Source organism: Mucilaginibacter kameinonensis, from assembly GCF_003675385.1.
Lineage (GTDB): Bacteria > Bacteroidota > Bacteroidia > Sphingobacteriales > Sphingobacteriaceae > Mucilaginibacter > Mucilaginibacter kameinonensis.
The window spans coordinates 89,104-102,050 of the sequence record NZ_RCWZ01000002.1; the positions used below are offsets into that span (position 1 = coordinate 89,104).

Annotated in this window: 11 protein-coding genes; all 11 read left to right on the forward strand. The window is 35.6% G+C overall.

From position 1 onward, the window contains the following. Window positions 1-2 precede the first annotated feature (2 nt). The 11 genes from EAH55_RS07390 to rfbA all read left to right on the forward strand — a co-directional run bounded on the left by EAH55_RS07390 (window position 3) and on the right by rfbA (window position 12,922). On the forward strand, window positions 3-746 hold the full coding sequence (locus EAH55_RS07390; RefSeq protein WP_121809103.1) for an SDR family NAD(P)-dependent oxidoreductase: 744 nt from the start codon (window positions 3-5) through the stop codon (window positions 744-746). A 1,345-nt stretch (window positions 747-2,091) separates the two neighbouring features. Beyond that, the gene (locus EAH55_RS07400) at window positions 2,092-2,850 is read left to right on the forward strand and encodes a hypothetical protein (protein WP_121809105.1); all 759 of its coding nucleotides are present in this window, start codon (window positions 2,092-2,094) and stop codon (window positions 2,848-2,850) included. A 72-nt stretch (window positions 2,851-2,922) separates the two neighbouring features. After that, on the forward strand, window positions 2,923-4,374 hold the full coding sequence (locus EAH55_RS07405) for a polysaccharide biosynthesis protein (protein ID WP_121809106.1): 1,452 nt from the start codon (window positions 2,923-2,925) through the stop codon (window positions 4,372-4,374). A gap of 32 nt (window positions 4,375-4,406) precedes the next feature. After that, on the forward strand, window positions 4,407-5,315 hold the full coding sequence (locus EAH55_RS07410) for a 6-hydroxymethylpterin diphosphokinase MptE-like protein (RefSeq protein ID WP_121809107.1): 909 nt from the start codon (window positions 4,407-4,409) through the stop codon (window positions 5,313-5,315). A 37-nt stretch (window positions 5,316-5,352) separates the two neighbouring features. Then, the gene (locus EAH55_RS07415; RefSeq protein ID WP_121809108.1) at window positions 5,353-6,360 is read left to right on the forward strand and encodes a glycosyltransferase family 2 protein; all 1,008 of its coding nucleotides are present in this window, start codon (window positions 5,353-5,355) and stop codon (window positions 6,358-6,360) included. A gap of 15 nt (window positions 6,361-6,375) precedes the next feature. Continuing rightward, a complete protein-coding gene (locus tag EAH55_RS31455) occupies window positions 6,376-6,948 on the forward strand; it encodes an acyltransferase (protein WP_121809109.1) in 573 nt (190 codons plus the stop codon). 43 nt (window positions 6,949-6,991) lie between these two features. Next, complete coding sequence (locus EAH55_RS07425; RefSeq protein ID WP_121809110.1) at window positions 6,992-8,161, forward strand: glycosyltransferase family 4 protein; 1,170 nt, start codon at window positions 6,992-6,994, stop codon at window positions 8,159-8,161. Then, window positions 8,136-9,464: a right-handed parallel beta-helix repeat-containing protein gene (locus tag EAH55_RS07430; protein ID WP_162996781.1), complete on the forward strand. Its 1,329-nt coding sequence runs from the start codon at window positions 8,136-8,138 to the stop codon at window positions 9,462-9,464. Before EAH55_RS07425 ends, EAH55_RS07430 begins: the two co-directional genes overlap by 26 nt. Before the next feature lie 69 nt (window positions 9,465-9,533). Further along, window positions 9,534-10,652 carry a DUF1972 domain-containing protein gene (locus EAH55_RS07435; protein ID WP_121809112.1) on the forward strand — a complete coding sequence of 373 codons (1,119 nt, stop codon included), beginning with the start codon at window positions 9,534-9,536 and terminating at the stop codon, window positions 10,650-10,652. A gap of 38 nt (window positions 10,653-10,690) precedes the next feature. After that, window positions 10,691-11,743 carry a dTDP-glucose 4,6-dehydratase gene (gene rfbB, locus EAH55_RS07440; protein ID WP_121809113.1) on the forward strand — a complete coding sequence of 351 codons (1,053 nt, stop codon included), beginning with the start codon at window positions 10,691-10,693 and terminating at the stop codon, window positions 11,741-11,743. A 318-nt stretch (window positions 11,744-12,061) separates the two neighbouring features. Then, the gene (gene rfbA, locus EAH55_RS07445; RefSeq protein ID WP_121809114.1) at window positions 12,062-12,922 is read left to right on the forward strand and encodes a glucose-1-phosphate thymidylyltransferase RfbA; all 861 of its coding nucleotides are present in this window, start codon (window positions 12,062-12,064) and stop codon (window positions 12,920-12,922) included. Window positions 12,923-12,947: the final 25 nt, after the last annotated feature.

Here is a 12,947-nt window from a genome sequence, read left to right on the forward strand (position 1 = left end):
TGATGATGGATAACAAGAAAACTGTTTTAATAACCGGTGTACTTGGAGGTATTGGAAGTCAATTAGCACGTACTTTTAATGAAAGTGATTATCGTGTTGTAGGGCTTGACTTGGTGGATGAACCCTCTCCTTATTGCGAAAAATTTATCAGGTTTGATTTGAATAAATATTGTGCCGATGTTGAATACAAGGTGCACATGGACGCAATTCTTGATAAAGAAGTTCCTGAATTGTTTGTTTTAGTCAACAATGCGGCAGTACAGATTTTAAGCAGTCTTTCTGAAGTAAAAATCCAGGACTGGAACCAAACGCTTAACGTAAACCTGACAGGACCGTTAATGCTAAGCCAGCTTTTCTTAAGCAAGCTGGAGCAATCGCAAGGTTCCATTATCAATATAGCAAGTATTCATCATCAGCTTACAAAAAAGCGCTTTTTAGCTTATGCAACATCAAAAAGTGCATTAGTTGGGTTAACCAAAGCGCTTTCGGTTGATTTGCAGGGTAGGGTAAGGGTTAATTCAATTAGCCCAGCAGCCATTGATACACAAATGCTAAGAGACGGATTTAACAATGATGAGGATAAGGTACGGATGCTTAATGAACTACATCCAAGTCAGCGTATAGGTAAGCCCCAGGAGGTTTCACAGCTTGCATTGTTATTAGCTGAAGATAAACTTGGTTTTATAAACGGCGCAAATTTGAATATTGACGGTGGTATTAGCAACGTTCTAAAGGATCTGGACTAAATATAGACGTGGCCAATGTGTAAGACATGAGAACAGTACAAAACAGAGGGGACAAAGGATTATTTAAAGATGCGCTAATTTTTAGTGCATACATTACGTATCTGTTGGTATTGATCAAGTTCTCAAATACTCAGGTAAATCAATTAATTGTATTGTTGGGATTAATACCATTGGCAATACCTTTATGCGGCAGGTTTTTAATCCCTAAGCGGTCACGAAAAAATTTTTTAAAGGTAACGGGAATCGTTTTGTTCTTTTATCTTTCATATTCATTTATATCTACAAATAATATCAAAGTTCCGTTTAGGGGACTATCTTATTTTTTGATATACTTAGAACATGCGTTAATCATATACTGGTTTTTACGAAAGAAAAGTTTTCTTGACGTTAGGCGAACTATTCTGGCACTTTTGCTGGTTTCCATCTTCGTTGTTTTTATTCCTCACTTGATGATAGCCGGCTCGCTAAAGTTAGGTGCATTTTATAATCTGCTTAGTCCGGATCTATTAACCGTAACAACCCTGGAGGCACCCCTTATAGTTGCATTGTTATGCCTGCTTTCAATATTCAATTATATTTTTAATAAGGATCGTTCTTTTCTTAGTCTATTTTCACTCTTTTTTTCTGTTTTTCTTTTACTATTATTCAACAGAAGGGGCTTCATCTTTAGTAGTATCATTTCAGTTTGTATTTACTATTTCTATGTTCGTAGTACAAATCGGGTGATATTGTACGCATCGTTTCTTTTATTGTTTTTGCCAATGTTTTGGGATTCAATATCATCGTTTGTTGTTGATCTCTCAAATAATGAATTGTTTTCGTCAATAATTGTCCGCAATAATAAGGATGAGCTTGTTACTGCAACCGGACGCGCCATAGCGTGGCTTAGTATTATGCAGCTTTTCTTCTCATTCAAGTCGAATTATCTGTTTGGCTTTTATGGAGGGCCACCTACCGATTTGTTTTTGACCACAGAAGAAAACGGACGGTTTGAACATGCTCACAACACATTTCTTCAATTGTTTTTGGAAGGCGGCTACTACATTAATTGTCTGTTCATTTTTATGCTTATTGTTTGCTTTAAAAATTATGCAAATCTAAAAAAGGCCAATAAGCGAAATCATAATTTTTATGTGGTAATGCTGATATTCCTGTTTTCCTTGTCTGCTACGGAATCGCTTATCAGGGAGATTCAATTTTCAAGTTTTATTTTTTGTTACATCTTGATAGGCTGTTTATTTATAAGTTATAAAAACAGTTTGATTCCACTTGTAAACGCTAGAAAAAAAAATAATACTGCCGAAATAAATTTAACAGGTGGTGAAAGTTTATCGACAACCGAAATATGAAAGAAAAACTTTTAAAGCTACTATTTTCAATTAAAGATAGTCTTTACAGAATAAAGAACCGTAAGGAAGTTAAGGTTTTTTTATATACGGATTCGAGGGGATTTGATGTAACGGGTAAGTTGGGAAGGATACCCTTGAATTCATACGCTGATAAACTAATTGAAACTTTTAATACTTCCTACTACCTGTGTCCCGAGAAGTTCACGACCATCGTTGATTTCTTAAATACAATCGGAGATACGTGGAAAAATTATGATATAGTGATTATGCATTGCGGTATAGTTGATTTTTCGCCCCGGCCTTTGAGCAATATCAAAAAGGTTAAGGATAGCAAAATAGCAACTCCCAATTTTGATGAGTTATTTAAAAGTAATGCTGGTTATCATAACACCATTTTAGGGGCACAGTATTACGGAGAAGATACTATAACTATTTACTCTAAAGAATATCTGGAGACTGTTATAGGCCCTAAACTCGCTTCGATAGAAAATCTTCTTTGGATAGACTCGAATTATTTTGTAAAGGGCTGGGAAGGTAATTATGAAAGGGGACGTCCGTCAAATATTCAGGAGGTAGTTAGTGACTACGAGCTTATATTAAAAAAGTTTGTAAAAAATAGTTTATCTATAAAAGACTGGAGTGTAAGTGATGTAAAGAAATTTACATTGGATAATATTCACTTTACAAAAAGTGGGTTTAACGAAATATACAACAGACTTGCTGCCTTTATTAACAAAGGCGATTATTCAAAATAGCTATCGGCCTGGCAAAAAGCCCTTAATTAATTTGAGCAACATTCATTTAAAAATATCAATCCAACCAACTAAATGGGATTAAAGCAAAAAATTACTGAATTTATAAAAAAGTGTTGGGATTCACCTACATTGAATACTTGGTTAAGTTACTCTACCAAAGCTTTAAGTCTCTTTTTAGTGCTTCCGATGTTGTTAAGCCGGTTTACGGCCCCACAGGTTGCATTGTGGTATCTTTTTTCAACGGTTATATCATTGCAGGGGTTAGCAGATATGGGCTTTAAAGTAACATTTATCAGAATGATAGCTTATGGAGCAGGAGGGGCAAAGGATATTGAAAATTACGCGACATCTGAGGTGGAAACCCATGGTGTTCATAACTGGGATCTTATAAGCCGGATATTTTCGGTTATGAGGGTTATCTATAAATGGGTTACCTTACTATTTTGTATTATTTTACTAACGCTTGGTACATGGTCATTAGTTAAGCCTATATCTTTGGTTTCTGATCCGCTAGATGCTTGGTTAGCCTGGGGAGTTATTATTATCATATCATGTATTAAGTTTTACGGAACAATTTATTCTAACTACCTCGAAGGTCTTAATAAAATTGCGATAGTAAGGAGATGGGAAACAATAACCTCAATAGGGTCAATTTTAACGAGTATTGCAGTTTTGTTTTTTCTCAAAAGTTTGCTTTGGCTGGTAGTAGCCAATCAAGTATGGATTTTAGTTAACTTACTCAGAGATATACTGCTTTGTCGTAAAATTGATAACGGCAAATTCATCAAGCTTAATACTAATCAACCCTTTGATAAAGTACTATTTAAGAAAGTTTGGGCGCCTGCCTGGCGAAGCGGAGTTTCTGGTTTTATGTCAAATGGTTTGAGCAATATAACCAGTATTATTTATGCACAAATTGGTAATAGCGGTAGTGTTGCAGCTTATTTATTAGCATTGAGGATTATTAATCAGATCAGGGATATTTCTGCAGCTCCATTTTACAGCAAGATCCCTCTTTTCGCTCAGTTAAGAGCGCAAAACAGGTTGGATGAATTGATTAAGAAAGCACAAAAAAGTATGTTTTTGTCTAATATGATTTTTATTTTAGGCGCTATTTCATTTGGCTTGGCTGCGAAATTTATCCTATCAGCTATTCATAGTAAAGTAATTTTTATTGATACTCAATTATGGATAGTATTAACCATTGCTTACTTTATTCACAGGTATGGTGCAATGCATATTCAATTGTATAGCATAAGTAATCATATTATATCTCATATTGCTGATGGGATATCAGGGGTGATTTTTATTGCAGTAACGGTAGCATTGTTGCATAAGATAGACTTGTATGCTATCCCGGTAGGGATGATAGCCGGTTACTTAGGGTTTTATGCGTGGTACGCTGCGATGCATTCATACAGATTTATGAAGGTGTCGTTTCTCAAGTTCGAATTAAAAGCAAGTAGTATACCGATCTGCATTTTGCTTATTTATATGATTTTCAGTGCTTTAGTAAAAATATAATTTATTAGGTAATTTTTGAATAGAAATACATCATGAAAAACTCAATGCTTAAAAGCCTTTTGGCTCCAATTTATTACCTTTTTGTTGATCGTTACACATATGATGACAACACATCGAACTTCAAAAAATTCATTTACACAACACGGTTCAGATTTGCAGCAAGAAAGATATTTTTAACTGACAATGAAAAAAGAATAGCGATGTTAAAAGATACTCATAAAGGTGAGCGTTGTTTTATAATTGGAAATGGGCCTTCGCTTAATCTGCTTGACCTGCCTCTTTTAAAAGATGAGTATACATTTGGTGTAAATGCAATTTATTTGAATTACGAAAAAATGCAATTTTACCCAACTTATTATGTATTGGAAGATAATTTGGTAGGAGAAGACAGATGTGATGAAATAAACGCTTATAAGGGATCAAAATTAAAACTTATTGGTACGTATTTTCGGCATATTATAAAACAGGATGACAAAACATTATATATCAACATACGGAGAAACTACACGGAAACTAAAAAATTTCCACGTTTTTCATATGATGCAGTTAGGTATTTAGGAGTTGGCGGTTCAGTAACTTATGTGTGCCTTCAGTTAGCTTATTATATGGGATTTAAGGAGGTATACATGATTGGCTTTGATCACAATTATGTTGTTCCTAAAAGTGCTGTAATTTCTAACCATTCAGAAGCAGGATTTGATATATTATCTACCGAGGATGATCCCAATCATTTTGCGCCGTCATATTTTGGCAAAGGCTACAGATGGCATGATCCTAATGTTAAAAGGATGGAAGTTGGTTTTATGAAGGCTAAAGAATGTTTCGAAAAGGCAGGAAGAAAGGTTTATAATGCTACCAAAGGTGGACACTTAGAAGTGTTTGAAAGAAAAGATTTCGAAAGCTTATTTCCTGAGCAAACCGCGGTAAATACTAAGGACTAACAAAGTCATTAACTTTTAATTATTACTAAGATCCTCAATGTCTCTGATAACAGTCATTATCCCGGTTTATAACGTTGAACTATATATAGGTGAATGTATACAATCGCTTTTGGATCAATCTTTTGGTGATTTTGATATAGTGATTATTGATGATTGCTCCCCGGATAATTCAATCACCATTGCAAGGGAAATGTTAAGTCAGCAGTCCCAAATTAGGTGGACGATCATTAAACATAAAAAAAACGGTGGCTTATCGGCTTCCAGGAATACCGGAATAAAGGTAGCTGAAGGTGATTATCTTTGCTTTATTGACAGTGATGACTGGATTGGAAAAGACATGTTTTCTGAGTTGATAAAAGCTGCTGAGCATACCCAGGCGGATGCGGTTTGTTGTAACTACTATCTTGAGTATGAGAAACGTTCTGTTGAATCATTTGGTGGCGTTTCTGATGAAATGATTTTTGATACCGCTGAAGCAGTAAGCGAGATGTTGCTTTGCCGGCATTTGGTGTTTTCGGCGTGGGCAAAAATCTACAGAAAAAGCTTATTCACAACTTGGAAGATAGAATACCCTGTAGGAGTGTATTACGAGGATGTGCCAACTACAACACAATTATTTTTGAAGGCAAGAAAAGTAGTGGCTATCCCGTATTATGGTTATCACTACAGGCAGCGGGGCGGATCTATAATGGCGCAAAAAAATGCCAAATCAATTTCTGATTACTTTGTAATGATTCAAAATGTTGAAAATGCCTTGGGTGAAGCGAAAGGTAATTTTGAGGCTGAATTTGAATATTTAAAAATGGATACCTACAGGCAGCTTCTGCAAATTTTGGTATCCTCAAATCATGATGATAAATCAAAGCGGCAACAAACATTTGATTTAGCCTCTGATGTTGCTAAAAAGTTAAGAAATATTCTTAATTTATATAAGGGATACCTTAAACCTGCTAAGCGATTGAAATTGAGAATGCTTTCAAATCAATTTAGTTATTGGAATTATAATAATTTTAGTCTTACAAAAACTATTCTGAAAAAATTATAAAAGGATTTTATTAATATGGCTACTTCATCGTCGGGCTTGAGATATATAAAGAGATTTTTCCAGATATTTTTTTTATACCTGTATAATGCATTATTTAATAAGATACCTTTTAATTTCTTGAGGATTTTTATAGCCGGTTTTTTCATGGAGATTGGCAAGGGAACTTTTATAGGTTTCAATGTGAAAATCCTTAATGATAAGGGGAGGTCACAAATTAAGATAGGGGATAATTGTTCTGTTAACCCGGATGTACTACTTGATGGCAGAGAGGGGCAAATTGTTATTAAGGATAACGTAGATATAGCAAGAGGTTCATGGATATTTACCTTAGAACATGACCCCCATGATGATTTCCACGTTACCCGGTCAGGAGATGTTTGTATTGAGAGTCATGTATGGGTTGCATCCAGGGCAACTATATTGCCAGGGGTGACAATTGGTGAAGGTTGTGTGATAGCCTGCGGGGCGGTAGTAACAAAAGATATGCCTGCAATGAGCATGGTGGGTGGGGTGCCGGCAAAGGTTATAGGACAACGGCGATCAAATTTAAAGTATACTATTAAGTACGATCCGTTATTCAATGTATAACTTTATACGTTAAGATAAAATAAAACTGTTTTGTGTTGTATAAATGGTAGCGAAAAATTTTAAAAAAATTTCGATAATAGACCATACCGGAGTAAAAGCGGGATTGGCAAAGTATAGTACATCTTTGGCGGAGTCTTTATCGAAACTAGATTATGATGTTGATGTGTTTTCTAATTTCAGCACGTCAGAAGAAAGTAATGTTAAATATTTCAAATATTTTGAAGCAGAAAAAAGCGGGGTTATCCGACGTTTCCTTTTGCGGATATATGGGTACCTAAGATCTGCTTTAAAATCGGGGAAACATACAGAATACATTTTTATCCATTTATTTGAATTAACGCTTATTTCATTTTTGCAGCATTTGATATGCTATTTATTCGGACATGGAAGAATAATTACTATTTATCATGATATTGATTCATTTGGCAAAACAGATGTTAAATCATATGCCAAATTAATCTTAAAAAAAATGTCACGATATATCATTGTGCATAATGAGTTTTCAAAAAAGGAACTTATCAGGTTGTTCCCATATGTTGAACCGGGTAAAGTGATAATAATGAAGCATGGGCACTATAAGGATCATACTTTCGATGTTGAAAGTGCCCCGGAAGGAATTGTGGATGCTCAGGCCATGAGAGAATCCGGTTGTCGGGTATTGCTTTTTTTCGGTCAGATCAAAGAAGAAAAAGGTCTGGATATCCTCGTAAAAGCCATGAGCGATTTGCCCGATAATGTACACTTAATTATAGCGGGAAATCCTGTTATCGATTTTCGCCCATATGAGCAAATGATACAAAATTTAAACTTAGATAAACAGATAACGAAGTATTTGCGTTTTATTGAAGATGATGAGATGAACTATCTTATCCGACAAGTAGATATCGTTGTGTTACCATATAAGAAAATATATCAAAGTGGCGTGCTTTTGAACGTAATGAGCCAGAATTCACTCGTTATGGCTTCTGATCTTGAGCCAAACAAAGATATAATAGAAGACGGAGTAAATGGTTTCTTATTTAAATCGGAATCTGTTGATGATCTAATAAATAAAGCAACAAAGATTCTGTCATTCGATGAGCAACTACTAAACGAAATTAGAGAAAACGCCTTTAATACAGTAACCGACCATTACGACTGGGATCAAATCATAGCGTCATTAATTCAAAACTTAAAAATTAGAAATTATGACACAACGCAAAGAACGAGCTGATAAATCGCTCATCAGAAATTATTTTCCAAAAGTATCATATGCTTTCTTTTTACTGATGATTATCTCGTTCCGGGGATTTTCTCAGGGTAATACTTATTACATAAGTAATGCTGGGTCTAACAATAATAGCGGTTTGTCATCTCAGCAAGCTTGGAGAACTGTTTCAAAAATTCGGCCGGGAAATACATATTTATTTCATAGCGGAGACGTATTTTATACAAAATTGTATGCTGATCAAACAATGCCGACTGATCAGAAAACCACAATTTCGAGTTATGGGGCTGGTGACAAGCCCGTTATTTCCATGCTGAAGAAAATTCAGAACAGTCACTGGGCCAGGTCACAAAATAATATTTATAAAATTAGTTTACTGGATTCAACCAGCTATTCGGGTTTTAAGGAGAAAAACACTAATGTTGGGTTCATTAAAGTAAATGGAACAATGTATGGTAATAGGGTGCAGGGTGTTGATTCGTTATCATCACAATGGGACTTTTTTTCAGATAAGGAATTTCTATACGTATACTCTCAAAGTGATCTATCTGCTTCAAACCAAACTATTGAAGTGGCATGTAGTTATATCGGGCTTAATCTTTTTAATAATCTCGAAGTAAGTAATATTAAAATTACAGGTACGGCAGGGCATGCGATAAGGGGGGTGAATGTTAATGGTGTTACACTTAAAGGGATTGATATAAATGAGATAGGAGGGTCAATTCTTCAGGGAACTGGTAATGGAAAGGTTCGATACGGAAACGGAATTGAGCTGTGGAATGGATCTCAAAATTGTATTATAGAAGATTGTAATGTTAGCCAAGTTTATGACGTCGCATTTACATTGCAGGGAAATGGCGAGGGCATTTTTAAAAATGTGCAATTTGATCATAACAAGGCATCATATAACGAGCAATCGTTTGAGTTTTGGGCAAAAGGATATAATTTAGGATTTGAAAATTGTTCTTTTACGAATAATTATTGTTCATATGCCGGATTTGGATGGTCGCATAGTGTAAGAGCAAACAAAAATGTTGGCGTACACATACTTAATTACATTTGGGAAGTAAATGCTACAGGAGTACTTATAAAAGGTAATACCTTCTATAAGGCTTCTTCTGGAATTTATTATTTTACACCCAATAAAAATGTATCTGGCCGATATTTTAAATCCGAAGACAATAAAATATATCTAAAGCCTTCGGTGCCTTTAATATCCGGAAAAAATAAGTACAACCGGGTCGAATTGGAAAAGGTTTTAAAGGATTCCGGAATGGATGTGAAATCAAAATTTCATGAAACTAATTGAATTACCTGTTTTTAGTAAGCATATATTTACTGAGGTATCATTGTTGGTGTTTATAAAAAAGAATAATCAATGCAAATAGCAATTTTAGGCACCCGTGGGATACCTAACCACTATGGAGGATTTGAACAATGCGCAGAATACCTGGCACTCGGTTTTGTAAAAAAGGGGTTTGAAGTAATTGTCTATAACTCGCATAATCATCCCTATCAGGAAAAAAACTGGAACGGCGTTCAAATAGTTCATTGTTACGACCCGGAGTATAAGTGGGGAACTGCTGGGCAATTTATTTATGACCTCAATTGTATCCTTGATTTGCGCAAAAGGAATTGTGATGTAATATTACAGTTAGGCTACACCAGCAGCTCGGTTTGGGGCAGGCTTTTACCCCGAAAACGAAGTATAGTAACTACAAATATGGATGGTCTGGAATGGAAGCGGACCAAGTATTCAGATTCTGTACGGAAATTTTTGTTATATGCCGAAAAGTTGGGCGTTAAACATAGTGATTATTTGATATCTGATTCAATTGGTATACAAGATTATATAAAAGATAAATACAATAAAGACTCCGTATTTATTCCTTACGGAGCTGATCTTTTTCAAGATCCCCAAAAACGTGTTTTAGGCGAATATCAGGTCACGGCTTTTCAATATGATATGCTGATTGCCCGTTTGGAGCCCGAAAATAGCATAGAGGTTATATTGGACGGCGTTGCAAACGCAAATAGCAAACGGCCATTTTTGGTGATTGGAAAACATCAAACAAAATTTGGGGAATACTTGAAAACAAAGTTTGCAGGCAACTCTAATATAAAATTTATAGGTGGTATATATAATATAAATACACTCAATAATCTCAGATACTATTCAAATGTTTATTTTCACGGACATACCGTAGGCGGAACAAATCCGTCATTGCTTGAAGCAATGTCTTCAAATAGTTTGATATGTGCTAATGATAACCCCTTTAATCGGTATATTCTAAATGATGACGCCCTGTATTTTTTGACGGCAGAAGACGTAAAAAATGTTATCGATACAACTGTCAAAAATGATGGGGGAAATTTATTGATGCTGATTAATAATAGCAATAAAATTAGCACAGTTTACAGCTGGGATATCATAGTTGATCAATATGCAAATCATATCCGGGAAATATATAATGCATCTAACGCATCAAAAAGATAAAATTTTATAAATAAGATATCACATCGTTAATTAAGCTTATGAAGAAAATAATTATTACAGGCGGAGCCGGATTTATCGGGTCGCATGTGGTACGCAGATTTGTAAAAAAGTATCCAAATTATTTAATTGTAAACGTTGATGCACTCACCTATGCTGGAAATCTGGAAAACTTATCAGATATCGAAGACGAAGCAAATTATGTATTTGAAAAGGCTGATATCACAAATGCCGAGCAATTAAATGTTATTTTTGATAAATATGGGGTGACGGATGTTATACACCTGGCCGCCGAGTCTCATGTTGATAGGTCTATTACAAATCCGTTGGACTTTGTTTACACAAACATTATTGGCACTGTAAATTTACTTGAGGTAGCAAAAAACAAGTGGAAGGACGACTATAGCGCGCATTTGTTTTATCATGTATCAACTGACGAGGTTTATGGCGCATTAGGAAGCGAAGGCTTGTTTACAGAAGAGACCCGATATGACCCGCATTCACCATATAGTGCAAGCAAGGCATCGTCTGATCACTTTGTTCGCGCTTATCAGGATACCTATGGCATAAATGTGTTGGTTTCTAATTGTTCCAATAACTACGGGCCATATCACTTCCCCGAAAAGCTAATCCCATTAATGATTAATAACATTATTAATAATAAACCGCTGCCTGTCTACGGTGACGGAAAATATACAAGGGATTGGTTGTTTGTTAAGGATCATGCCGTTGCCATCGATCTGATATTTCATGATGGAAAAATAGGCGATACCTATAATATAGGAGGCTTCAACGAGTGGAAAAATATCGATCTTGTGCATTTACTTTGTGAACAAGTGGACGAAAAGTTTGGACGTCCATCCGGTACAAGTAAACAATTAATTACTTTTGTAAAGGATCGTCCGGGCCATGATAGGCGATATGCGATTGATGCAGGTAAAATTAATAGGGAACTGGGCTGGCAACCATCTGTTACGTTTGAACAAGGGTTATCAGAAACAATAGATTGGTTTTTGGCAAACAAAACATGGCTTGAGAATGTAACAAGCGGTGCGTATGCAAGCTATTATGATAATCAATATTCAAATAGCTAAACTACAGGTTAGGTATAAAGATTATAAGATAATAATCTCTATGGGCTTTTGCTGAAGATATTTAAACGGTACATAAGGTAGCCTATGAACTTAATCATGTGCAATGTAAGCAGCCATTTTCACGTAGTATTTAGAAGCGTTATCTTTAAAAAGGATAGTTAAAAATATCTTTTTATTTATATTGTTATCTGGTACGTGTATCTAAGTTGCTTTTTTCGATTAAGGAAAATGTTTCGCGTGGAAATCCGATATCGGCATAACGATCCGGATATTTGTAATAAAGAGCTTTAGTAATAGCAATAAAAAATATATATCACCATGAAAGGAATTATTCTGGCCGGTGGATCCGGAACCCGTCTTTATCCAATTACAAAAGCAATTAGTAAGCAATTAATGCCTATTTACGATAAGCCGATGATTTATTATCCATTATCGGTGTTAATGCTCGCTGGAATTAGCGAAATATTAATAATCACCACTCCCGACGATCAAGCCGGATTTATTCGGTTGCTGGGCGACGGAAGCGATTTGGGCTGCCGTTTTGAATTCGCTGTGCAGGAGGTACCTAATGGGCTTGCTCAGGCTTTTGTTATAGGTGCCGATTTTATTGGTGACGACAAAGTTGCTTTGGTTTTAGGAGATAATATATTTTACGGGTCTGGTTTTAGTAAGTTGATGCAAAGTTTCAATGATGTAGACGGAGCAGCGATTTTTGCCTATCCGGTAGCAGATCCTGAACGCTACGGTGTTGTAGAGTTTGATAAGCAATTTAAGGCCATTTCTATTGAGGAGAAACCAGTAACCCCTAAATCGAACTATGCGGTGCCGGGACTTTACTTTTATGATAACCAGGTTGTTGAAATAGCAAGGAATATTAAAGCTTCTCCGCGCGGTGAGTTTGAAATTACAGATGTAAACAGAACATATCTTGAGCAGGGAAACCTCCACGTTGGCGTTATGGACAGAGGTACTGCGTGGCTTGATACCGGTACATTCGATTCATTGAGTGACGCATCCGAGTTTGTAAGGGTTATTGAAAAACGACAAGATACAAAAATAGGCTGTATCGAAGAGGTGGCTTACCGTATGGGCTTTATTGATTATGAAGCGCTTCAGGCTTTAGCTGTAAAATATATTAAGAGCGGCTACGGGAAATATATCCAGGGAATTGAACAATAGGGTTTAAGGAATTAACGAAAAGTAA